Origin of the sequence: Paenibacillus sp. LS1, assembly GCF_026013365.1 — a bacterium.
Lineage (GTDB): Bacteria > Bacillota > Bacilli > Paenibacillales > Paenibacillaceae > Paenibacillus.
In genome coordinates this window covers 83,546-109,103 of record NZ_JAPDOE010000011.1, presented here as the reverse complement: position 1 = coordinate 109,103, position 25,558 = coordinate 83,546, and the positions used below count along the sequence as shown (strand labels likewise).

Genomic DNA, 25,558 nt, shown 5'->3' with positions numbered 1-25,558 from the left:
CACGCGGGTAGGAGTTAGAAGAGATACTTAAAAACCATAACTGGTTATAGTTAAAAGCTATATCAAAAGTTATTCAATTCACAACGTACTACGTCGTAGCTCATAAAAATACTGCACAGCTGGATGTTTTAACTTTACCTGCTCGGACATGTTCAGAATTCGCTTTTTGCCAACGCGTCTGTCCACTAAAGCCAAAATATTAAACAAGATATCATTGCTCTCTAGATTATCTTCTATAGAAGTAGATAAATACGTCGTCGCTGCAACGGTAAAATTCGATTTACTTAATGCCGCCTGTGCCAACAAAAGCTCTTTGGCATGTACAGAGATCTTTCTGCTTCTTGCCATGACTTGAAGACGATCCTCGGGAATAGGCCCTTTGGAATCTTTTCGAATAGCTTCAATCTCTTCATCGTTCACAGGGATCATGATCTCCGGGTCGTTCTTGATCTCCTGCTCCGTCTGATACCATCGGATTGAGGTTGTTGCATCACTCATATTGAGTACATTCTTTTTATCTACAGTAATATAACAATTTCCAGACTTATCAGGAGCATATCGGTAGCTGGTTGCACGGTACTCTACTCTCCCAATTAACGCCGGACTCAGAAAACTCTCCAGTTGTTGCTTCAATTTACTCCAGGACATAGATCCTCCTATTATCGAAAAACTACCGCATAAGTTACGGCGTTCATTTTAACTTTTTCAACCAATCTCCAAAATCAACATTCACCTAAATTATATCACAGCCAAACAAATTGACGATGCAAGAAACCCAGTTATTGGTTTTAAATTCCCCTATGTGATAAAATTGCAGAAAATTATCTACTTACTATTAAATCGTCATAGCCTACCATTGGAACATACGTTGTTATTCACAAAGGAGAGGAAGAGTGTAATGGCTACGAAGGAAGCAACCTTACCTGCTCATATGGAAAAACTCGTTAAAGATAATGATATCACTACCGTAAAAGAGGTCTTTGAGCAATGCGAATGGGATGCCCGCGGGGGCTACAGCAAAGGTACGGCCCTCAGCTTTCGGCATATTTCGGATGAATTGGTCCGCTGGCTGGTAGAGCAAGGGGCAGACATTAATGCACGCGACAAATATCAACGCACGCCTCTACATGCCCATGCCTCACACTGGTCAGGAAATGTACCCCTGTTCCTTGAATTAGGTGCGGATCTGGACGCTGTGGATTACCAAAATGAAACACCGTTACATGCAGCGGTCAGTGGGTATAGAACCAAAGTGGTTCAAGAGTTGGTAAACCAAGGCGCTACTATTAACGTAGAAAATAAACAGGGAAATACCCCATTAGCTAAGGGGTTAATCAATTGCAGGAATAGCGATATAGTCAATCTGGCAGAGATTGCAGCAATTCTGCTGGATGCCGGAGCATCGCTAACCCCGGATATGAAAGAATCGGTGAAGCGGATCGGTAAGGATTTTGAATTCGTCCGTGAAAAGTTCAATAAGGACAAGGTCGATGACGTTTCAGACGCGCTGATCAAACTGTACCGGCTATTTGATGTCGAGCCGGTAGCGAATCGGATCATGCACGATGGGACTTCACCCATTCAGGTAAAGGCAACCGCTTGGCCCAAGCAACACCAAGAGTTGTGGGAATATCTCATCCCGGCCCAGGGACATGCGCAAACAGTACAAGGAGAGGTTATCCGCATCACAGGGCGCGTATCCCATGAAGTATTGGATAATGGCGGAGGAAACTGGGATGCGGAGTATCGCAAGATGATGGAAGCACTGATTCATCACCTGAGCACTGGTGCGCCACTCGCCCCGGCACATCTCCAAGAGGCAGCAGACTTGGTCAGCAGACTTCGCAATGGATACGATTTTGATGCGCCTGCCAGATTATCCGAGTTGGCTGTGTTATGGGTACTTGCCAATCCTCAGCCAGTCGCCATGACCCAGCCGGAGTACTCGCGTTAATATTAATATTCTAAGGATAAACGGCATGAAAATGTGTGAATCAAGCTAAAATATCCAATAAATGTAACCTTCTTTTCATCTCTCCTCAGATTTCCCCCTTTAGAAAAGGGAATCGATCAAATCTGGGGAGAATAACGATTAGAAGGTTGTTCTGTCATCTACTATTAGTCGCCACAACATAAAAAACACAGCCTGATCGGCTATGTTTTTCACAAATGTTACTTATTTTCCTGAAGCGCCTTATTCCACTCATAAAATACATCGCTATGTGAAGAAACCGACGCCATTCTTTTGGCAGTTGGATCAATATAGGCTTTGGCTTGGTTGACCGCGATAATGGAGTCGCTGAATGCCGTAGCAATTAAACCAATCTTTGCTGCATAACCCGCAGCATCTCCCGCACAGTAAAAACCGGGCAAACTGGTTTCCATTCTGTCATTTACTTTGAACTTGTTCCACTCGCCTCGATCCATCTCCCAACCACCAAGATCTCCCCAATCACTACGTGTACCATGGTTTACAATAACTGCATCCACGACAATTCGTTCTTTCTCATTCTCCATCTCCCCGTTCTCATCTAAACGAGATATCGTCACGTACTCTATGGCATCCCCAGCAGCATTCGCATGTAGACCGGAAATGGTATGTGGTGTGTATACCCTGACTGAAGACTCCAGCATTTGTTTAACAGGCTGTTCGTGACCACCAAATTGGTTACGTCTATGAACTATAGTAACTTCGGCTGCGATCCCCTCCAACTCATTCGCCCAATCCACCGCTGTATCGCCACCCCCGGATATGAGGACACGCTTATTCCGAAAATAATCCATTTGGGTCACTGTATAGAACAGATTATTTACTTCAAAACGTTCTACACCTTCCAATTCGAGTTTAACTGGCTTAGGTATGCCGTAACCTACGGCGAGTAGTACCGTTTTGGTGTGATGCTGTTCGCCTGTCTCAGTGTATAGACGAATTGTGCCACCTTCCAGCCGCTCGAAGTTGGTTATTTTTTGTCCCAATACAATGGTCGGCTGAAAGGTCTGGCTCTGTTCAATCGTCCTGCGAATTAATTCTTCGCCGCGAATCGGCGTAGTGCCGCCGACATCCCAGATCATTTTTTCCGGGAACGTACGCAATACGCCACCCAATTCATCATTAGCCTCAATAATTTTGGTTTTCATATCTCGCATTCCGCTATAGAAGGCAGCATAGAGACCAGCTGGTCCACCGCCAATGATGGTAAGATCATAAAGTTCATCCAAGACTATTCCTCCTCTACTCAATTTGCTTTTGACAACAAATACAAAAAATATGGAGTGCTCAAGATCGTAATTAAAATTCCTGTCGGAATACTTACACCGAAGCTGATCGTACGGCTGATTGTGTCCGCCAACAATACGATCATGGCTCCAGTCAGACAAGAGGTTGGTACCAAAAACTTATGATTGTGACCTACCAATCTTCTGGAAATATGAGGAGCAATCAGTCCAACAAAGAAAAAGTTTCCGCCAAGTGAAACACTTGCTGAAGATAAGGCAACCGCCGCAACCGCTAAACCTATAAACTCGGGTTTTACAGCCACTCCAAGTCCCTTGCCCAATGAATCACCAAGTTTCAACGCATTAAGCACCCGGGATTTGTAGAAAACATACAAACACAGGATGAGGGTCCATGGGACTAAGACACGCAAATATCTCCAATCATCTCCCCACAGTTCCCCTGCAAACCAGCGAACCATAAAATCCATCTGAGTATGATCTAGCTTAAGCGTCAACATGATCGTAAATGCGCTATAGCCGCTTGCCAAAGCCACACCAGTTAAAATCAATGAAGTAGGAGAAATATCCTTTCCACGCCGATAAGCCAAAACAAAAATTAAAATAGCTGCTGTCATCCCGCCGACGAATGCTAGTAGCGGTAAAACAATCGCAGAAGAAACACCTTGCACGGAGAAAATCACCACGAAAATCAGGACAAACAGTCCTGTTCCAGAATTAATCCCCAGCGTACCGGGACTAGCCATATCGTTTCGCAGCAATGTTTGCATTACACAGCCTGAGACTCCCATTCCTATACCGACAATGACCGCCAGCACAATACGAGGAAGACGAAATTCATATACAATCATGTTCTGTTGATCTGTTCCTTGACCAATGAACACTTGCCATACTTCAATCGGCGTCAGATTCATCTTTCCTGAATTGATGCTAATCAATGCAATGACAAGAATGATAATCGACGTGGTCAGCATCATGATGACAGCTCTCACGGCAGGGGATCGGCGTGCTTTCATTGAATCTCCCTCCTCTGCTTGCGAACCAGGTAGAGAAAGTAGGGAACACCAATTACAGCAAATGTGACGCCAATCGGCGTTTCATATGGCTTATTGATCAGACGACCTGCCAGATCCGCTGAAACAGTCAAGAGCGCACCGTATATGCCCGATACCGGAATGATATAACGATAGTCCACACCAACTAGCCCTCGGACAATATGTGGGGTTATCAGGCCGACAAATCCGACAGGGCCTACTACGATAACCGACAACCCCGTTAGAACAAGCACTACAATCGTTGACATTAGTAGAATATATCTGGTTTTCAATCCCAATCCAGAGGCTACCTCTTCTCCTAAACTCATGGCAGCTACGAATGGGGACAACACAATGGACGCAATGACACCTACCAGAAAAACAGGAGTAACAAACATGACTTCACTCCACGTTGCTCCTGCTGTTCCTCCTGCCGTCCAAAATGCCAGTGATTCTCCCAATTGGTATCTGATTGCAATAAATTGGGAGAATGCACCAAACAGCATCGAAATGGACATTCCTCCCAGTACCAATCGTTGGGGAGTCATTCCGCGCTTGCCGACTGAAGCAATAAAATATGTCAGTCCCGTTGTAATAGCTGCCCCCATACAAGCAAACAACATGGTCACACCATAAGTAGAAGTCGGGAAAAAGGCCATGCTCAGCGCTATGGCAAACACCGCGCCGGAACTAATCCCCATCAGTCCCGAGTCCGCCAATGGATTACGCGTCGTTCCCTGCATGATCGCACCGCAAAGGGCAAGACTGCTGCCGACTATAATGTCTGCAAAGGTTCGAGGCACTCGGAACGTTCTTACAATCTGGTGCTCTGTAATTGCAGCATCAAAGTCAAAAACGGCTCCCCAAGCAGTTGAAAATTGCATATCTGCCGCACCCAGAGAAATAGAGAGAAATGACATGATAATTAGAAGGATGACTCCTGTTATTGTGTACAACAGGAGTCGACTTTTGGAGAGCAGAGAAGCGGAAGATCGACTGGCTTCCATATTAGCCTTCTAATGATTGCAGAAGGTTCGTGATATAATCCAGTTGCGCAGTCATGGCAGCTACGTCGGAGAAAAAGAATAGCCCATATTCCTCTGCCGGAATAATTGCAATTTTATGATTGGCAACGGCTGGAATACTGTTCCATATTTCTGTCTTTTGATATTCCGATTCTTTGCCCGGAGATTCGAACCATAATACATAGTCACCAAAATACTCATGGGCAACTTCATAACTAAGGATGGCATAATCATCCCCCGATTTGTCGAGCAGGGCCTGCACGTTATCCGGTAATTTTGTTCCCAGGAAATTGTATAGAAGCGTTCCGCCACGAGACTCGCTTTCAAATCCAATGCCAGCCCACGATCCGGTTGAACCCCAATCCTGATTAATAGTAAACGTCTGGTCTTTGAATCGATCGCTGTTTATCAATTGTTTGGCAGCAGTTAGCCTGGTCTCGAAGTTATCCAACACTTGAGTCGCAATCTCTCCACGTCCAGTCGCTTCTCCTAGAAACTGCAATCTCTCTGTTGGTGTCATTTCATTACCTGAAATCACAAGCACCGGAGCAATATTTCTGAATTTATCGAAGTCCTCTTCCTTATGCGTAATGATCAAATCTGGTTCAAGTGCCATTACGTCTTCCGGTTCCCACTTTTCAATGAACGTATATTTGGATAGCTCATCCCAATAAGGAAGCTTGTTGTAAGAACTTTCTGTACTCTGCCCCACCGTTGTACCTACAATATTTAAGCCTAAAGTAACCGCATCTCCAGCGTACCAATTCACGACTACTCGCTCAGGATTAGATGGAACTTCTATTTCCCCCATAATCGTGTTGACCGTCCTTGTCTTCGGAGTGGACTCGGCTACCTTCGTCTCCGCACTTGCCGATGATTGTACCTGTTGCGTCTGCGTCGGTGTCTCACTTGCTGTGGCTCCGTTATTGGCCGGTACAGCACCCGAGCACGCTGATAACAACAACATCAAGCTCATCATCGCCGCCATTATCATTTCCTTGCTTCTTGTTTGTCCAAACATGGTTAACTCCCCGTCACTATGTATTTTGGCTAGGTTGTCTAGCCCTTCCTCATTGTATAAACGGTGAGAATTATTATCAATACCATAATCCGGCATGCCTGGTGCTTTTATTTTCCGATAATCGTTAGGGGTCATCTTGTAATGCTTTCTAAACATACGAAACAGGTTCTTCTCATCAATAAAACCACAACCCAGAGCAATTTCCTTGATTGTCGATTCCGTATTGGTCAGAAGAGTTCGCGCTACTTCAAGCCGCTTTTGAATCAGATACTCTTGCAATCCTATGCCTTCCTTTTTTTTGAACAAACGAGTCAGTTGGCCATTACTAATGGAAAACATATCGGCTATTTCCTGAAACAAAATTGGTTCTCTGTAGTGTTCATTAAGATATTGTTTGGCCGAATTGACCGGATCGGGTTGAAGATAATGCACACCTTCCGTTTGCATATCCTTATAAATATCGTGAATAATTTGATATAGCAGATTTTTGGCACGAAATTGGTTCATTGCCGTTATACGTTGCCAACTATCCAACATCTGCTGGAATTTGTCTTGGAACTGTATCGGGTTTTGGGGAACGTACCCGTACAGCTGTATAAATGGATCAATCTGTTCCAATAACCGAATTATTTCTTTCTTATAGAAGGAAGGCGGCTCCGGTTTGTAAAGAACCATGATCGTATGAATCTGTGAATCTGAAGGCGAAATACTTAATTCTGCTCCCTTGCCTCCATGAAAAATTCCAAAACGATTCATGCTGTAATGAATATGATTAAGTTTTACATCCGCGAGTCCACCATATGCATAAACCAGCATGCTGCTAGGCATTCGATAATTTTCGATAGGACGATTCGGATAGACCCATTTACTGCGAACGTCTATTAATGAAATGGGAGTGTGTGACCATAATCGAGCAATCTTCTCAATCATTTCATTGGTGAAATAATCGGTTAAGCTCGGTTCTTCATGCATCTATCTTCACTCCTTCAAATCACATTTTAATATAGATCGTATTCTAAATGAGTTTGATTATCAATATCATTATTGAAGATAACATGTTTATTCGGTTTGTATCTGCGGGTCTCATCATGAAAACACCCCCTAGAATCTCATCGGATAAACCAAGGGCTTATCTCAATGTCTTTCTAAGGGGTGTATATCAATCAATTTTCATTTTTTCTCCAAACTCGGAAACTTAAATCCCACGTTCCTCCGCCTCATCTTGATCCTTACTCCCAAATTCATTAAGCAACGTACGAACTTCACTTGTCGACTTGGCATTCATCAAGCTGTTTCTCAGCTCACTAGCCCCGCGGAAGCCACGGACATAGACTTTAAAGAAACGGGCAAGCGCACTGAACGAACGTGGCTCCTGTCCTGAATATTGATCATGAAGATCCAAATGCAGCCGTAGCAGATCAAGCAATTCCTCACTGCTATGTTCCTTCGGCTCCTTCTCAAAAGCAAACGGATTCTGGAAAATACCGCGTCCAATCATAATACCATCCACACCATATTGCTCAGCTAGTCGGAGGCCTGTCTCACGGTCAGGAATATCCCCATTAATCGTCAGCAGTGTATTCGGCGCGATCTCATCACGAAGCTTTTTAATCTCCGGAATCAGTTCCCAGTGAGCATCTACTTTGCTCATTTCTTCTCTCGTTCGCAGGTGAATGGACAGATTCACAATGTCCTGTTGCAAAATATGGGTTAACCAGTCACGCCATTCGTCTACAGCGGTAAAGCCAAGTCTTGTTTTTACACTAACAGGCAATCCTCCGGCTTTAGCTGCTTGAATGATATCGGCTGCGGTTTCCGGACGACAGATCAGTCCGCTTCCTTTTCCATTCTCGGCTACATTCGCTACAGGGCAACCCATATTGATATCGATCCCTTTAAAGCCTTCTTTCGCCATACCGATACTCATCTCACGAAAGAATTCCGGTTTATCTCCCCAGATATGAGCCACAATCGGCTGTTCATCCGCTGTAAACGTCAAACGCCCACGCACACTATGGTGCCCCTCCGGGTGACAATAACTCTCTGTATTCGCAAACTCCGTAAAAAACACATCCGGTCTTCCCGCTTCACTTATGACATGCCGAAACACGACATCCGTCACATCTTCCATCGGTGCCAGTATAAAAAATGGTCGTGGCAATTCACGCCAAAAGTTTTCCTTTGTCATCTCTAAAACTCCTCTATACATTCCAGGACAGTCTATGTCCTCATTAATAGTAAAACTCGTAACTCATGCATCTGCTTGCCTATCATTTACATGATCATTCGCAGTTTCGTTGCAATTCACATTATGGTGTCCTAGCTTCTTCTTCACTTATACCATGCAAATGTAACTTTGTTCAAACAGCAGTATCTGTTATTACTTCCATTAGATCTTCAGATATTGAAAGTTCGATGATTTCGAAATTGTCCTTTCCCGATTTTATCACGTCTTCATTTGATTTTCAGCACGATTGCTCTTGCCGAACTGGAAAAGCTCCTCTAAAATGAAGCTCGGCAGGCTTTTAACCTGCAAATCGAGATTTGGAGGAGGCCTGAATTGTATATGGATATTTCACTGGATATGATCAAAGACAAGGTCGAATGCTTGCAGGCGTATGACTTCCATGAACTGGCGCGAGCAATCGAAGAACGAATAGAGATTAATAAGGCACTAATGCTGCGGGTGAAGCAAGTTCAGCATCAAGTAACGTTTGATCCTTTTCGCAACAAAATGTTGTATAGTGCAATGGTTCATTTTGCAGCAGATTGATCGATCTTTACAAAAAACCGAAAAAGAGCAGGTTATCCCAAAGATAATCTGCTCTTTCACGTAAAAACAGAGACCGAATGATTATGACCACTTTTAACGGTCGAATCACTTGGCGTGGCCCCTTTTCTTCCTCTGAATATCATGCAGCTAGGCATTAGAAGATTCAGGAAATATGGGAGAATACATCATGAACGCATTGTTCTCCGTAATGAATTCATCGTTATCTACGATGCCTCCTGATTGAAGACACGATGATAAAGCACATTTGTCCTGACATAAACTCCCCAATGCTGCTGCTCATTAGATGCTCCTTCTCATAAATTTAATATGAATGCAATGCTTTCTCATCGGCACGCCATTCCCCTCAAAGCATATGATCCTTCAACTCCTGCTGAAGCTGATTACGTATATTGATAGAATTTGAGATCATCAGATCGAAATAGCTGTAAGCGCCAGTCGCTCTGCTGCCAAGCAGTTGTGTTCGATTAAAATAAATAAAAAGGGCTCCTGGCCAGATTAGTATAGAATACAGCCACCATACAACTATACACACAAGGAGGATTAGCACTATCATCCTATATAATTGAATCTATTTCTTAAAACCGAATAATTTTTTCCGTAAAAAATTTGCAAATAGCTGATTATTTTTTCACATCCATCTCGAAAATTGAGTCTTCGTTATCCTCTAATAACATGAGTAGTAGTTCACAAGTCATAAAAATTATCACTAACTCAAGAAGGGGCGAAAAACAATGCAAATAAAGTTAGCACTGCTTGTCACCCCTCTGTGCTTTCAATTAGAACAATAATATCATAAATTTGAAAGGTTCGTCATCCAGGTTATTAATACTCATATTCTTTTATCATTCCTAATTCCTAATAATAAATCTAATATATCATAAAATTTATAATTCCCTGTCGCCAAACCATTTACAATACTCCAGAAAGGGAATTCTTTTAATTCATTAGAGTTTTTATAATGTATTGATAATAAAGATTCCTTGGAGGTTTCAAAAGGGACAAAACACACTTTATTTCTGTAAGGCAACTCTACAAATCGATCTGCTACATCTGCATTCTCTGTGTGCATCATGATAAATAAATTATCCCAGTTGATTCTTTTCTTGCGACTATTCCATTTTTCAACAGCCTCTTCAAGTGAAGTATAGTGATTAAAATGCAAACGTACGTCATTTAAATAGCATACTGGGTATTCCGTTTTCGAAACCTCTGAGTAAATATATCTCTCAAACTCCAATTCGTAATTTAGATATTTTTGGGGATCACTCAATATTTTTAAATAATCCATCTCATTTTCAAACATATTAATAAAGGGTGAATAATTCTCCATCCCTAATTGATTATAGGTTAAACCTCCCCAACAATTGTTCGAAAAAATGCTGATTTGGGATTTTTTTATTTCTAAATATTTATTTATATCAAAATTAGGTAGAGAGAAAATTTTGATATTCACAATTTTCTCATTATCTATCCCAAGCGATATGGCTCCCTTCTGAATCTCTTTAAAAAATTTACGACTAGCTATAATCAGTATATCAAAATCAATGTTTCCCAACTCATGATTCGGTATAAAACAAAATTGATCTACCTTTTGATAAATTGACTGATTCGAAGTGATTCCAACAATTTCAATATCACCAATTAATTCCTGATACTTAATTGAATTAATATACATATCATAATCAATTCCAGTTCCCCAAATTATACATCTATACTTTGACAAGACAATTCTCCTCGTATCATATTATCAATCTGATTGATTATAATCGACATTTCGCATAAAACAAGATATCCTTACTCGTTTAGTCTATACCAGTTTTAGCTGGTCATCGATATGTGCGGATAGATCGAGAATATGACTCTTAGTTCAAACCTTTTACACTTGCTCGGAAGGATGCTGGGCTTCGTCATTTGCTAGAGATAAGTGTATGCTAGGATAACCGAGATATTTAAAAGGTAATGCATGTCTCTGCTGCGGTCTGCCCTTTGTAAATTTCAGTGCCCGCATGCTGTTCCATGCTTCACTTTGCATCATTATTACAAGCAAAGCACTCAACTGTATGATTCGTGATCGTTCGAAAATAATTTCAACATATCTTTACGCCAAAAATCAGATCTATTTTAAAAAGCCATCATCATCTAATTCATTCACCAGTTAATAGTGTAATTGATCAGGAGTGTTGCCAAGCTTCTGATCAATTACACTATTTTCCAGATCAACATCACCAACTAATTACTCAAAATATCTCAAGAGCTAAGATTATCAGTTTTTAGAGTTGAGCAGAATATATTTTTTCAAGCTCATGAATTTGATTTGTAAGTGAATAGCCTTCATTTGCTACAATATCTTTGCAATCGGTACGAGGATACCCTTTGGATAATTCAATTATGGCATCATACCAGACGTCAGCTTCTAGCGGTAAAAATTCTAGGTTTTCTGTAATTTTTGATTCAGGCATAATATCAGCAGTAACTAGGCACTTTAAACCTGAGGTTTGTGCTTCAACTAACGTAAGATCAAGCCCACCAAATCTAGAAGGATTACAAAAAATATCCATAGATTGCATCAACTTGGAAACTTCAATATCTGGTTGCCGCCCGAGTAGCAACACACGATCTTCCATTCCATGAGTGAATACTGCTTCTTTAACGGAATTAAACCCCTCACCGTCTCCAATCAACATTAGCTTTGCAGTTGGAATTGCCTTGCTCACTTTCGTGAAAATCTCTAATAACATTTCATGATTTTTCTGATAGACAAATCTTCCAACATGACCAATAACAAAACAGTTCTGTAGACCTAATTTCTCCCTATATTCTTCACGAACCTCTGTATTATAAGCATATTTATCTGTATCAATAGCATTTTTTAGTATACGAATGTTGTCCCTTGGAATTTGAGATCCATACAGCCAATTAGCTGCTAACTGAGAACAGGCCAAAAAATGTGTAGCATGGTTCGGCATAAACAGTTTTTTTTGTTTCTCATGTCTCTCAATTGCCTTTTGTCTTAAAACCGGATCATTTATATCAACCATCATGTTATGCGCATGTACAATAATAATCGGTATTCCCAATTCAATTGAAATTTCTTCAACTAAGAAACTTTTCCAATAACCGGTATGCAAATGTATCGCATCATAACCCTCGGATAAAATATTTCTTATCTCTAATATAAATTGCTCTTGATCTTGCTCCGCATAGCATGATACATAATGAACTTTGCACCCATGTGTAGTTAATTCATCTTCGAAATCAAGGGATTTACTAAACGTTACAAAATCAAATTGAAATTTATCTTTATTTATAAAATCCCAGTTTCTCATTGCATAATGTGTTATTCCACCGCGTTGATTAACTATTGGAAATTGGAGTACCTTAATTTTCTTCATTTAAACTTAATCCTCCAATACTTTCGTGTCTTGTCCATCCAGTTCTAACAAGTTCCGCGCGAGAGCAAGCACCCGTTTGGAGGAGTTTCCATCAGCATATTTATGAGTTATGCGTTTTAAACGCGCTCTATCTTTTTTAAACTTGTCGTCACCGTAAAGTGAGTCAATAACTGCTTGCTGAAATTGATTATAGTCAAGAGCTATTTCCCCCGGCATCCAGGCATCATACGGCTCCATCATTAATCCCCTTGTTTTACTGTATTGTTCAAGGTCTAACGGAGTCAAAATGATTGGTTTATCCGTGAGCAGAAAATCTATAATAATAGATGAATAATCTGAAATTAGTCCATCCACACCATTTAAAATTTCATAAAGATCCATGTCACTGCTATGCAGCATATCATCTGTAATTTCTATGATGTTTATTGAATTATTAAACATTTTTCGATTGAGCTGTACAGCGTGTTGTTTATATAGAAAGAGAATATCATTTTCAATCAGGAAATCATTGAATACTTTTTCATCATATCCAACCATATCACTAATAAAAGCCGTACTTTCTCCATTTTTGGTGTATAACGACTCTCTGTAGGTTGGCACATATAATAAAATTTTACGCTGATTTGTAGGCCCAATCAGTTTTTCTAGCATTTTCCTACCATCAGATTTAAAGATCATATCGTTACGTGGATAACCAGTAACTACAAATTTCTCAAAATCAAGATGCAAACAATATCCCATAAATATACTATACAAGTGTGACATTGAACAAACTGCAGTCTTTTTATTAAAAATCTCCTTTTTGCTATTAGCCAAGCTTCTCTCGCTTTTTTCGTGACTCATAAAATAAAGTGTCTTTATTGGGAAACCATGCCATAATTCTATTGATTTCTTTTCACCACAGTGTTCACTATATTGCGTGATAATAAGGCTGCTTGATAGATAGTGGTAATAGTACTCGTTGTTTTTTTTTGAATCTTTCACAAGCACCACTTGAATATCATCATAAAGCTTATTTCTTAATGCTTTTGAAACAGCACCCGCGTTATAATGTCCAATAATGCAAATTTTATTAGGTATTTCTTGTATAACCCCGTATTCAATCAAGTCTATATGTGTCAGATCAGCAGTACCATATTTACTGGGAATGTAAAACTCCTTAATCCCCATTGCATATAGTTGTTCTGCTATTTCAAGGTGATAACTACTCGTTATAATAATTTGTATATCCATCTCAGAAATTTCTTCTGGGCTGATTATTGTTATATCAAGAAAAGTTGTTCCGTGTTTTTTAGGATTGTTATCAGCAAAGTATGCAATATCGTATTTATCTTTTAGCATCGAATAATATGATTTACCAAGTAAGCCTGCACCAAACAGGACGAATTTCATGTCATCACGCTCTCTAAGATTTGAAATTTGAAAGTCTTTTGTTATTATTTAATTTGCTTCACAATGAATTCCCCGGAATACTCAGCACTTAAGTCATTCAGAACATCCTGAAAATAAAATATCTTCGAATCCGTTTTACGCAGTTCAAATTCTACATCCTGATTGCCATACAAGAATATAATAACTGTATCTTCCGTCTTAAGTGAATCAAAGTCAGGTTGCTTAAGAGGAATTTCAAAAAGCTGATCACCTTGTTGTGCTTTAATATCCCATACTTCATCTGGTACTATATTGCACTTTATAAAATCCTCTAGTGCACTCTTAGATACAAAACCAGCACCATAAGCAATTAAACGACCTTTCGTATTTCGAACAGTAGGTAACGTATTCATCTTTTCAGAGAAATATTGTGTCACATAATTGCTGACCGCATTAAAACCCACAGAAAATCCAATCTTTTGATTAAGATTCTCATTTAATTTATAAGGTAGGAAGTCAGTGTCATTTACAGCCTCTATAAATTTTTTTACATAATATTCTTTATAGTTTTCTAGCTGATGATTCCGGCTTATCCGTCTTACAATAAAAGAGTATTTACATAGTATCACTAGAAAAAAATAAAACTCCAATTTATTTATAGAGTCTATACAATTTTCCAGAGTATTCTGGGACAATAAGCTCCTTGTTTCTGCATATTGACGAATCTGTTGTATGCCTATTTGCGATGTCACAATGGAATCTTCTCTCAAAATATACGAGTATAAGGGTCTTTGTAGATGAAGGATAGACTTCTCTGAGGATAAAATCGGAATCCAGATCTGATCCTCCTGAGTCTGACTCAGATGGATAATGAAATTTTTGATTAAATCTAACTTATAAATCAATGCACTTCGAAGCATGATCACTGCCACAGAAGTTGAAATTTTCCTCAAAATATATTTTTTCAATAAATCTTGATTATAATTAGATACCAAAATCGTTTCGGGAAGGCCTATTACTGGAGCAAATCCTATATCCCAACGATTTCTTACTTCATTACAAACAACAATATTGACATCGGGAAATTCATATAGTGCTTTTACCATGGCTGAAACGTATTCCTCATGTAGCAAATCATCACAATCAGGCATGCAAACAAACTCTCCAGTTACGAGCTTCAGCCCGTTTCTAATTGCAGCTGCCACACCCATATTTTCCTGATCAACAATGACAACTGTATAACCTCGGACTGTTAACTTTTCCTCATATTGATAAATCACCTCCCTGGTTCCATCATAACTGCCATCATTAATCAGGATAACCTCAATGTTATCCCACTTCTGTGCGAGTACAGAATCAAGCATTCCGGAGATGTACTTAGCTTTGTTATAACATGCCATAACCATACTTACTCTAGGTTGCATAAGCTTGCTCCTTTCAACAACAATTCAGTACAATTGTTATAAAACTGCGGGAAATCGCTAGAGGCTACATAGGTTAGTAGTTCATCATAAGTAATGATGATACAACCAAACTGTCTAAGGTCTTTTGAAAGTTGATAAACTATTTCATAATTAGATGGAAGAATAAAAATCGTGTCATTCGCATTCAAGTTTTTAATGTCCGGTACTTTAATGGACTCCCCATCTCCATTGATATCCCATAGCTCATGAGGTTCTAGTAATGTATTGTTTAGATGTTCAAGAATTGAACGTCCATTTTTCCCAAGTGCGCCCCACGCAATAATTCGTCCTGAAATTTGGTTAGTATATTGGGGCATATTATTAAAAATGTTATCTGTAATAGCTGCAAAAAATAGCTTTAAATTTGTGATTTGTTCTACATGTATTTTAGGATTAGGATTGAATACATGATTAATGTAGTTCTTCAATTCTTCGCAAAGCAACTGGAATTTCAATGATTTCGACTGATTGAATCGATCCAATAAGAACAAATTTCTTCTCAGACGTCCTAATTCAGCTAAAACAGAGATTTTACTATTTTTTGGATGCATTTCGCGAAGCCACTCTATCGTACTATTAACAATCGTATAATAATGCTCATAATATTTTTCATAATCATCTAATGTCTTTCTAATAGACATCTGAGTTTCGTTTTGCATATACCGATAAAGTGGGCGCGGAAAGTGCTTAATCCTACCATTATTTGCGGCTAAAGGTAATACATATTGTGGTTCTTGAGTTCGATTAATTTCGTGGTAATAATTATCGATAACACCACTTTTTATCAAATAGCTACTACGCACCATATATACCCAAACCATATCTACGATTCTACCCAGAAGAAAGCTATCGACCATTTTAGATAATGTTTTTTCATGATCGTGCACCTTAAAATAACTGTGGTATACACTTCGATCACTATAAACATACCAAAAATCACAAGCCGCCCATTCGTAATCCGCGTTTAAAGATAGCCAGCCCGCCATGGTTGAAATATACTCTGGTTCAAGTTCGTCATCTGCATCAACTTGACATACATATTCACCAGTTATCCGCTTTAATCCCTCATATACAGCAGCTGGTAATCCTTTATTTTCCTGCTTAATCGTGATTAATTCAAATCCCCTAGATGCAAACTTAGACGCGTATTCTGTAATGACATATTGAGTGTCATCGGTGGATCCGTCGTCCACCAAAATCAACTCGATATTGTTCCATATTTGCATTAAGATCGAATCAAACATTCTATGCATATATTCACTTTTATTGTAGCAAGGTATAACTATACTTACTTTGGGCTGCATTTGCTCTCCTCCCAAAAAACCTCTCCATACTTAGTTTCACTTGAATAATTCCAAATATTTTTTTATTCCAGCAGTTCCATCATAATTTATATTACCTTGAGAAATTCTTAATCGTTCCTTATTATTCTGAAGTAATTCAGCTATTCTCTCACTTAACTCTTCAGCATTATGACCACATATTTTACCGTTAATATTATGCTCAATCTGTTCTCTTGCGGAAGAAAAATTTGTCGTCACGATTGCACAATTCATACTCATGGCCTCTTCTATGGAGAGAGGACGACCTTCAAAAACAGAAGTTTGTACATATAAAGTACAGTTCTTGTAGTATGGGAACGGATTAGGTTTCTCACCAACCAAAAAAACATGATTCTGAAGATGCATCTTGTCAATCAGACTCTGACATTGCTCAGCATATGCTTTTACTTGGTAGCTTCCAAGAACAAACCAGCGAAAATCAATTTCAGCGTTTTTTAATTTTGAAGCAGCTTCAATAAGCAATTCAATCCCCTTTTGCGGATGAATCCTTGCAATCGTTAATAAATTATTGCTATCTTGATGATATTCTACTGGATAAAACTCCTCAGCCTGTTGAAGCATAAGATTCTTATTATTAATATTAATTAGAACCTGTACGCGATCAGCTAATTCAGGAAAGTAGGAAACGAAAGAATCTGCATTCTGTTTTGCAATACAAATAATTCCGTCCATCATGCTATAATACTTTTCTTCACAGCGGTATAAGGAGTCATCATTCTTCTTAAATTCAATCTCTGCTTTGATATCTAAATGCATGAATACAAATTTTTTCTTAGCTGAAACCTTTTCAGCTACTATTTTTAAAGGAAGCATATTTGTAAATGCTACAGCGACATCATAACCGGAATATTCCGGACATATCGTTTGCAGCAAATCCCAATTTTCCTCAAAACGAATGCCAGCAGATTTCTTTTTAAATTCTGCATCTATATTACGTTCACGAATCATGTTTTTTATTTTGACACACTCACTTAGACCCGAAGATTCCAGTTCTTCCATAAGCCCAGGCGACCATTTAGAATATTGATGTAGAAACGGAAGTACATTAACATGTCCTGGAATCATATCAAACATTTTGGCATGGTCTTGATCATTATTAAAAAGTAAAAGATCTAATTGATACTTATCCGAAGGAAACAACTCACAAAAGTTAAGTAGGAACCTTTCGACACCACCACAAGTTATAAATGATGAATACACAACAAGTACTTTATTTTTTTTATTATCTGTATTCATATGTCACAACCTTAGCTCAAATAATTTTCTTTAATCAAATGTGAAACGAAATACTGAACTTCTGATGCACTATATACAACACATGGAGAGCTTTGTTCAACATCTTCCAGAACTTGCTCCGATGTAGGAAACACAAGCACTGCATCATTTTCTGAAAGACTACTAAAATCAGGCTTTTTAACAATATCTCCATCACCGGAGATGTCCCAAAGTTCCGTTGGCTCCAGCTGAGAATGCTGTAATAACGGCAGTAACGTTTTTGCTATCTTACCTAAAACCCCGTATCCAACAATTCTCTTTTTTGACAAATCTGGTATACCTTTATAAGGAACGGTAAGAATTTTATTTTTTGCTGCAACAATAAATAACTCTTCTTTGCCACATAACATTTCTATTGTTATCGATTTTGAAACTTTACACACCTTATTTATTGTTTCAACCATTTGACCAATAGCTTGTTCTAAAAATGAATGACCATCGATTAGCCCTTGGGCATGTCGATACAAGTTGATATGTTTTGACAGTAAAGAGACATTAGTAATATGCTGTTTCTTGTCATAGTCAACAATACTCTCCGGTATCTGATTTACAGCGATTCTACTTAGCCTGTGATACTCATCATAAAATCTCTGTGCCTGTTCATACTTCACATGATGAGAGTGCCCGATGTCTCCCACATTAAAATGGTATAACGCCAATGGGAAGTATTTATATCTCCCCGAGTACATGGTGAGTGGAATGATATAACCTGGCTCATGTGAGCCCTTGGTATCTGTATAATAGTTTTCAATAATATTGCACTGGTTTAAATAATCAGCTCTCACCAGATAAACCCATACTTCTGAACGTATATCGGTCAATAAATATCGCTCGGTATATAGAGGTTCCTCAGTATTCAGCTTACTAAACTGAAGTGGTTTGAACTCTTTATTTATACCTGTACCCGTGTAAAGAACCGCGTCACAAATACAGTAGTCATATTGGTCATGCTCATCAAGAAAACCAGCCATTACAGACACATATTTAGGATCCAGCTCATCGTCACTATCGATCATACATATATAATTGCCAGTAGCCAGAGCAAGACCGACTTTGGCAGCAGCACATACTCCGGCATTGGTTTGATCCTCTATAATAACCTCATAGCCCCGCTTTCGGAACATAGGCTCATATTGGCTGATCACGTCACGAGTACCATCAGTAGAGCCATCATTTACAAGGATCAGTTCAATGTTATCCCATTCTTGCGCAAGAATGGAATCAAACATTTGTCCTATATACTTCACTTTGTTATAACATGGCATAACCATGCTTACTTTTCCTTGCATAAAATCACCTTCCTTTTACATCCTTATCATACAATGTCTCAAGATTCTCCCTTTCTCTCCTGCAAAAATTGTTCCATAATGCTGGCCATCGTTATAGATTCTTCAGCGGTCAGTTTATAGTTCCGTCTTGCCAGTTCGTTGATATTACGAACAAAATCAGCAAGCTCAAAGCGCATTCCAAACCCAGGGAACGGGGCAGAGAAACTTTCATTGTTCTCCAGGTTCTCATAACATACCTCGAATGTTTTGGTTAGCCACCAAGGTGATTTCACTTGGATATACCCTTTCGTACCAGAAACAAGCAATTGTCCCTCACTTTTAACACCTATACCCGTTTTTACGGTAGCAATTGCATCGTCAAAACGGAAGTATGCTTTTGTATAAATATCCACACCGTTACTGTCTTTGAAATAGTCAAATTTCAGATCATGGAATTTGGTTCCTAACAGTTTCAGGATCGGCAAAAGATTATAGCTGGCAAGTTCAGTAAAACTGCCTCCCACCATAGGGAGATACTCTCTAGCCCCCGGCTCACTGGGTACAAGTTTTGTAAATGTTGCTTCCACATCATAAATTTTACCGATGCGTCCACTTTTGGCGATAGCCAGGAGATTAATAAAACTGGGAGCGTACGCAGTCTTAATCGCTTCCATTAAAACAAGGCCTGTCTGTTGTGCCAAATCAAACAGCTCACGAGCTTCATTTTCCCTTAACACCATTGGTTTCTCGCAAAGAACATGCTTTCCTGCCAGCAAAGCCTGACGTGCATATTCATAATGGGTTTCATGAGGTGAAGCAATATAAACACCATCAACCTCATTCAGAAAAACCTCATATTGATTAAATGCTGCAGCCAGTTCAAATCGTTCCGCAAAAGCTGTTGCACTGCTTAGACGGGGGTTATATACTGCTGCTGCAGTAATCCCACTCACGAATTTCACTTCAGATATCGTTCTCTCTGCAATTCGCCCGTTGCCAACAATGCCGAGCCTGATACTTCTATTGCGCTCAATACGAAGTTCAGTGCTGGAAACATCTTTTGTTCTTTCGAGATAAACAACCTCACAATATTCGTTTAAATAGTCGAATGTGCCACGCCAATCAGAGCCCACAGCAAAAGTATCAACGTTGAACTTTTGAACGTCTCCAATCTTCTGACTTTCATGATCCTCCACGATAATTTCATCTGCATATCCACAGCTTCGCACATTGTCAATACGACGCATCAGGGAATCAACGACATTCATTTTTCCACGTTGAATATCATATTGTTCAGTTGTAACTCCTACTATGAGATAGTCACCAAGAGCTTTCGCACGCTCAAGTAATCTGCGGTGGCCTTCATGGAATAAATCAAAAGTTCCATACGTTATCACTTTTTTCATACAATTCTCCCCGGTTTAATTCCTAATGAACGTAAACGCGATATAATCTGTGAATGATAAGTCGTAGAAGCAATCACAATACGATCATAGTGCTGCTCAACAGAACGTACCTCCTCAGCTGTCAGGCAGCGTTTTCCCTCAAAACGAGCGCCAGGCTTGGCATAAGTATCTGCAAAAGCGACAATTTCGCAGAATTCCAACTCAGACAACTGGCGATAATATTGTTCACCGACTTTCCCTGTTCCGTAGATGATAATCCTCTCATTTTTATTCACCTTATCGAAAGGGAATAAAAATTGGACTCCATCGTCGATCCTTTTCGCTTTACCCGCATGCTCAGCCTTGGGAGGCAGTGTAATCTCTTGCAAGCGGCTGCTAGATACTTCTTTGGTGTAGGGAAAGAAAACTAAATCAACACCTAACTCTTTAAGCTCATCTTCATCATCCGCCCAACCATCATCAATATGATCATCACCGCTAAACATAGCATCGAATCCGTATTTTTTTAATGCATTACGCTTATGGGTTAGAGATTCTGTCGTTATATCGACCTTGTCCACATATTTAAGCGCTGCAATAATTTCTAAGCGATCATGAAGTGGTATCGTTGGCCATTTGTTTTTACGATTTGATATTAGCTCATCTGTAAGGACGCCAACAATTAGCTTGTTGCACCGTTTCTTCGTTTGGCGGATTAAATTCAGATGCCCGATATGGAACATATCGAAGGAGCCCGAGACATATCCTACATCCCAGTGTTTATTAGTCTCTGATGCTAGCAACTTTTAATCCTCCAATACTATTATTCTCTCGCACGGAGCGCACGGCTTCTATTACCTTTCCCTCATACTTCCTTTTAAAGTTATCCAGCTCATTTTTATAATTGGTATAATAATTATAATCTGCCGCATCAGTAATAAAATTAAAATGGCTATCCCAGTACACCGTTGGCAGTATGTTTTCTTGCACTAAAGTAGCATGTTTGCAATACTGCAGTACTATATCAACATCTTGCAGAGCTGTACTTTCATCAGCAATGACATGAGGAATTCCCTCCTGATCCCATTCACAAAAAATATAGTTTGTCAGGGAAACTTTATCATCCATAGTGAAATTCTTCATTTTCGTAATACACTTAATTTTAGGATTTATACTTTTAAGCATTTTCATCAACGAAAACAGATTGGTTTTTCTAATTTCATCTAAACTTAAACCTTCGCTACTAAAGTCTATTAGTATACATTCCTTTTTTTTAAATTTTTGTATTGTGGGGTTTTCACGCGACACTAATGTGTTAATCCTTCCTTCCTGAGCCTTCCCTCGCACATTATTGATGAAATCCTCAAAAATATACTTTGTTGTATCATAAAGTTCTCTTTTACCTTTATACTGACAACCATATAATACGGGAAACGTTTCACTAATAATTGCATCAACAAGTTGTTCAATTTTTTTTTCCGGGATATATTTTGCAAAAAAGTTCCATTTGTTGCGAGTGAAATAATATCTGCTGAATGTATTTTGGTATTTTCTGCTAGATCCACCACCTTTATGCCACACTTTAGCCTTTGAATAAGCAACAACCTTATGACCTTTCAAACTAAATCTGTGACACATTTCAATGTCATCATAATAAATAAAGCAATCAATTGGCATCGTACCACATTCCAATAACACGGACCGTCTTATCATTGCTGCGCAAGCAGGAACAAAATCACACTCTATAATTGCAGGAATATCTTCGTCGTCCCTTTTCGAATTATATCCGTTATTAACTCTAAAATTATCAAAATCAATCATGCTTCCATAATCCATGATTTTTTCAGGTTCATCCATATAGTATATTTTTGCCCCAACAATACCCACTTCGCTATTACGGTCTAAATACTCAGACAAATTCTCGATCACATACTCATCTAATATAATATCATTGTCCAGCATGACTAAATATTCATATCCTATTTGAAGTCCATGCTGCAAGCCGCGGTCAAAACCACCCGCACCTCCAAGATTTTCACTATTATGCAATATAGTAATTCTATTTCCAAATATTTTATCCAAAACTTCCGCTGTCCCATCTGTTGATGCATTGTCAACGACATAAATATCAAAATCCTGTGCGCTTTGCTTGTACAAAGAATTTATACAGTCAATAACATATTCTCGTCCATTAAAACTACATATAAAAATCCCTATTTTCTTCATGATTGCCCCCGTTTCTATTGCTATATTTTAATCCATCAATAAAAAAGTAGTAATCAAAAACATTCATTTCCTTAAGTTGCTTGGCTATTTCTTTGTGATAAATACTTGCGATAATGAGCCGTGAATTCTCATCTATTAGCCCCGGCAATTCTGAAGGAGAACGAACAGGAACACCATATGCGCAACTCCCCCATGCATCTTTTCTATTATCAAATGCACAAACGACCTGCAGATCTTTACTGTAACGTTCCATCCAAATCCGAAGGCTATCGCCCGCACCGAAAATATAAATCTTCTTATCTTCAATTCCATTCAACATGTCAGTATAACGGCGAACATAATGCGTGTAAGGCAGACTTACATCTATAATAGTAGACTTCCCATGTTTAGGGGTGCGATCTTTCAAATCCGGTTCATATAATCCCTCTGGATAAGACGCAATCAATGTTTCCTTATAGCCTACGGGTACGGGAATTTTCAAGCCCTCAAAGTCCATTTCCACACTTTCAGAAAACCATTTTTTATCATAAACCCTTTTGCCGTACTCTCCCCTGAGAACGGGGATCGCGTAATATAACTGGTTAGAATACTTTGAGCAGAAACGCTCATACCTCTCTGCAAGAAAATCGTATTGCCCTGAAATTCCCCCGGCACCATAACAAAATTGTTCTTTACCTTCCGGGATTTCAGCACCCTCACATTCATCAAGCGCAGCCGAAGCATACATTTGATTTTGAATCTTCAGAACGGTATCCTGAACAGACTTCGCAACACCACCATTTGGCATATCATCAAGCGGAAGAATGTCGATATAGGCTCCCATGTGACCACCTCGTGTGTTTCCATTAGGAAAGTTTACAAGAACAGTGGTATCACTTCGCCGCAGTCTTAAAAAATGAGGAGCAGCGGCAGGGTCATTTTGTGGTGTTTGCAGGAAATAAGGTTCACTAAACCAATGTTGGGAAACTCTTAAACGATCATACTCCTTACGTGGCAGGGCAATATCAATATCGTCATCCCAAGGGATAAATCCGTTATGACGTACTGCACCCAAAAGTGTGCCAAACATAGAAAACCAAGTTAAATTCTCACGTTTGGCAACTCGTGCAAACTCTTTAAGAATATCTAGCTCGACAGTCTGTAAGTCATTTAATTTGTTCACCGATTAATTCTCCCAAGGTATATATAGGTATAGTTACTTCCTCAAGCAAATCCTTTTTGATTGCCTCGCCTTCTAAAAGACTCACAATTAAAATGTCACAGTTGCTAAGCGCAAGATTCTTGCCGATATCTTCGATATTATTTAGATTTTTATCTAAAATATTTGTCACAACGATCCCATTATCGTCAAAAACTTGCTTCAAAGCCATTCCCCGTTTACCAAATCCGTAGATCGCTGAGCGTTTCATCCCCATATCATCCAATTTTGTAATAACAGGAAGAAAACGATTATATCGGCGCACTCTTTCTATCCTCTTTATCGACTGCTCCGTTTCAAGCTCAAGCGGGAGCGTCTCAGTTCCAAATACTTCTGTATACGTTTGGAAACTAGCTTGGTCTGACAACAGATCAAATCGATCTGAAATACCATAACGTTTTTTTAAAATCTCAAGCCAGGTATCCCTACGTGCATCTGCACTAAACGCCGGAGAATAGATTAGTGACAATAATGCCCTTGTAAGTGCAACCTCAGGTGAGGCATCTTCCCAGTAATATTCCTGATCGATAAAAATCATTTCATCATTTCTTTCATCATAAAAACAATTTGCTGGAACTAGCTCCCAATAACATTTCCCAGTCTTTGCAGCCATCATGATGGCTTCTTGAATTCGGTCAAACTGGTAAATCATCTCCTGGACATCAAACGTTCCATCTGAGAGTTTCTTTGCCCAATAATCCCACAGTGTAGGCAAGTTTAAACGCGGCATGACTAGTGAACCGTTTACTAGCTTCATCTTAATTACATTTACGCCTAGATCCATCAGTTCCTCGTGATTACGCAAAGTTCTCAGCATGCTTGCCTTGCCGTCGGGATGAAGGGGTGTCTTATGTACCGTACCGTCATCACGAACCGTTGTGGCAAAGCGTTTAGCAGGTTCACGATAAATCGTGACTGCCGCATAATCTACTACGCATGGTGGATCATCATGGCACACCCGTGCCTCTACGAAATATGCGCCACACATAAATTCAAACGCTCCACCGCGAATGACCTCACGATAGAGTGGACGTTCGTCAAATTGTAGAGATATATCATGTCGTACATATGGAACAAATCGCTGATTCAAAAATTCATCAGGAAGGTAGTTTTCTGAGTATACCTCCCGTGTAAAATATTGATCTGTTAACGGGTAAAACCACTTTTGTCCTTCAAAGCCAGCAAGTTTTAAACGAGTTTGCAGTTCCGCCTTGCTAGGGAGTGGCTTATCTCCATACCCAAACAGCGTATCATAAGGAACTCCTGTGTTTATGGCTCGTTTGCCTGCCCAGTATCGCAAAGCAAAGGGGTTCTCATACACTAAGAGCAAGCGACCGTGCAAACCCAACTTTTGTTTGTACATTACCAAAGCTTCAACAGATAATTCCTTTGGATCCATGACAATTTCATAGGCAGTTTCGTTTTCAAATGGATACCAACAGAAAACAGAATCTTTCCATGGAGAGTTTTCATAGTATTGTCTTAATGTACCACTTAACATAGGATGCACTACCTTTTACTTATTTTAT

General features: G+C 39.3%; 20 protein-coding genes. 2 read left to right on the top strand and 18 right to left on the bottom strand.

The annotated features are described in order from the left end of the window. Nucleotides 1-78 precede the first annotated feature (78 nt). Nucleotides 79-648 (bottom strand): hypothetical protein, encoded by a 570-nt coding sequence (locus OM416_RS26205; protein ID WP_264934360.1) that lies wholly within the window; start codon nt 646-648, stop codon nt 79-81. A gap of 250 nt (nt 649-898) precedes the next feature. Here OM416_RS26205 and OM416_RS26200 point away from each other — a divergent pair, with 250 nt between their 5' ends. Further along, complete coding sequence (locus OM416_RS26200; RefSeq protein ID WP_264934358.1) at nt 899-1,954, top strand: ankyrin repeat domain-containing protein; 1,056 nt, start codon at nt 899-901, stop codon at nt 1,952-1,954. A 218-nt stretch (nt 1,955-2,172) separates the two neighbouring features. Here the strand turns inward: OM416_RS26200 and OM416_RS26195 are convergent, their stop codons facing one another. The 5 genes from OM416_RS26195 to OM416_RS26175 form a co-directional block, all read right to left on the bottom strand. Further along, the gene (locus OM416_RS26195) at nt 2,173-3,219 is read right to left on the bottom strand and encodes an NAD(P)/FAD-dependent oxidoreductase (RefSeq protein WP_264934357.1); all 1,047 of its coding nucleotides are present in this window, start codon (nt 3,217-3,219) and stop codon (nt 2,173-2,175) included. Between the two features lie 17 nt (nt 3,220-3,236). Continuing rightward, nucleotides 3,237-4,250, bottom strand: coding sequence for a FecCD family ABC transporter permease (locus OM416_RS26190; RefSeq protein WP_264934356.1), 1,014 nt, complete (start codon nt 4,248-4,250; stop codon nt 3,237-3,239). Continuing rightward, nucleotides 4,247-5,275 carry a FecCD family ABC transporter permease gene (locus OM416_RS26185; RefSeq protein WP_264934354.1) on the bottom strand — a complete coding sequence of 343 codons (1,029 nt, stop codon included), beginning with the start codon at nt 5,273-5,275 and terminating at the stop codon, nt 4,247-4,249. Before OM416_RS26185 ends, OM416_RS26190 begins: the two co-directional genes overlap by 4 nt. Nucleotide 5,276: 1 nt before the next feature. Then, nucleotides 5,277-7,286, bottom strand: a complete 2,010-nt coding sequence (locus tag OM416_RS26180; RefSeq protein WP_264934352.1) for an AraC family transcriptional regulator — start codon at nt 7,284-7,286, stop codon at nt 5,277-5,279. Nucleotides 7,287-7,509: 223 nt separating this feature from the next. After that, nucleotides 7,510-8,502: a tRNA dihydrouridine synthase gene (locus OM416_RS26175; protein ID WP_264934351.1), complete on the bottom strand. Its 993-nt coding sequence runs from the start codon at nt 8,500-8,502 to the stop codon at nt 7,510-7,512. A 378-nt stretch (nt 8,503-8,880) separates the two neighbouring features. On the opposite strand from OM416_RS26175, the gene OM416_RS26170 reads away from it, so the two are divergent. Then, nucleotides 8,881-9,087, top strand: coding sequence for a YrzA family protein (locus tag OM416_RS26170; protein WP_264934350.1), 207 nt, complete (start codon nt 8,881-8,883; stop codon nt 9,085-9,087). Nucleotides 9,088-9,937: 850 nt separating this feature from the next. On the opposite strand, the gene OM416_RS26165 is transcribed toward OM416_RS26170, so the two are convergent. The 12 genes from OM416_RS26165 to OM416_RS26110 all read right to left on the bottom strand — a co-directional run bounded on the left by OM416_RS26165 (nt 9,938) and on the right by OM416_RS26110 (nt 25,530). Further along, on the bottom strand, nt 9,938-10,831 hold the full coding sequence (locus OM416_RS26165; RefSeq protein WP_264934349.1) for a DUF1919 domain-containing protein: 894 nt from the start codon (nt 10,829-10,831) through the stop codon (nt 9,938-9,940). 547 nt (nt 10,832-11,378) lie between these two features. Beyond that, nucleotides 11,379-12,500, bottom strand: a complete 1,122-nt coding sequence (locus OM416_RS26160; protein WP_264934348.1) for a glycosyltransferase — start codon at nt 12,498-12,500, stop codon at nt 11,379-11,381. A gap of 6 nt (nt 12,501-12,506) precedes the next feature. Continuing rightward, complete coding sequence (locus OM416_RS26155; RefSeq protein ID WP_264934347.1) at nt 12,507-13,892, bottom strand: CDP-glycerol glycerophosphotransferase family protein; 1,386 nt, start codon at nt 13,890-13,892, stop codon at nt 12,507-12,509. Nucleotides 13,893-13,936: 44 nt separating this feature from the next. Then, nucleotides 13,937-15,295 carry a glycosyltransferase family 2 protein gene (locus tag OM416_RS26150; protein ID WP_264934346.1) on the bottom strand — a complete coding sequence of 453 codons (1,359 nt, stop codon included), beginning with the start codon at nt 15,293-15,295 and terminating at the stop codon, nt 13,937-13,939. Further along, nucleotides 15,280-16,638 (bottom strand): glycosyltransferase family 2 protein, encoded by a 1,359-nt coding sequence (locus tag OM416_RS26145; RefSeq protein ID WP_264934345.1) that lies wholly within the window; start codon nt 16,636-16,638, stop codon nt 15,280-15,282. Before OM416_RS26145 ends, OM416_RS26150 begins: the two co-directional genes overlap by 16 nt. A 36-nt stretch (nt 16,639-16,674) precedes the next feature. Next, nucleotides 16,675-17,913 carry a glycosyltransferase gene (locus OM416_RS26140; RefSeq protein ID WP_264934344.1) on the bottom strand — a complete coding sequence of 413 codons (1,239 nt, stop codon included), beginning with the start codon at nt 17,911-17,913 and terminating at the stop codon, nt 16,675-16,677. An 11-nt stretch (nt 17,914-17,924) separates the two neighbouring features. Further along, complete coding sequence (locus OM416_RS26135) at nt 17,925-19,241, bottom strand: glycosyltransferase family 2 protein (protein WP_264934343.1); 1,317 nt, start codon at nt 19,239-19,241, stop codon at nt 17,925-17,927. Between the two features lie 38 nt (nt 19,242-19,279). Beyond that, nucleotides 19,280-20,626 (bottom strand): Gfo/Idh/MocA family oxidoreductase, encoded by a 1,347-nt coding sequence (locus OM416_RS26130; RefSeq protein ID WP_264934342.1) that lies wholly within the window; start codon nt 20,624-20,626, stop codon nt 19,280-19,282. Continuing rightward, complete coding sequence (locus OM416_RS26125) at nt 20,623-21,408, bottom strand: adenylyltransferase/cytidyltransferase family protein (protein ID WP_264934340.1); 786 nt, start codon at nt 21,406-21,408, stop codon at nt 20,623-20,625. The genes OM416_RS26130 and OM416_RS26125 overlap by 4 nt, the downstream gene beginning before the upstream one ends. Next, nucleotides 21,389-22,831 carry a glycosyltransferase family 2 protein gene (locus tag OM416_RS26120; protein ID WP_264934339.1) on the bottom strand — a complete coding sequence of 481 codons (1,443 nt, stop codon included), beginning with the start codon at nt 22,829-22,831 and terminating at the stop codon, nt 21,389-21,391. The genes OM416_RS26125 and OM416_RS26120 overlap by 20 nt, the downstream gene beginning before the upstream one ends. Then, nucleotides 22,803-23,993 carry a LicD family protein gene (locus OM416_RS26115; protein ID WP_264934338.1) on the bottom strand — a complete coding sequence of 397 codons (1,191 nt, stop codon included), beginning with the start codon at nt 23,991-23,993 and terminating at the stop codon, nt 22,803-22,805. Before OM416_RS26115 ends, OM416_RS26120 begins: the two co-directional genes overlap by 29 nt. Further along, nucleotides 23,977-25,530: a hypothetical protein gene (locus OM416_RS26110; protein WP_264934337.1), complete on the bottom strand. Its 1,554-nt coding sequence runs from the start codon at nt 25,528-25,530 to the stop codon at nt 23,977-23,979. Before OM416_RS26110 ends, OM416_RS26115 begins: the two co-directional genes overlap by 17 nt. Nucleotides 25,531-25,558 lie beyond the last annotated feature (28 nt).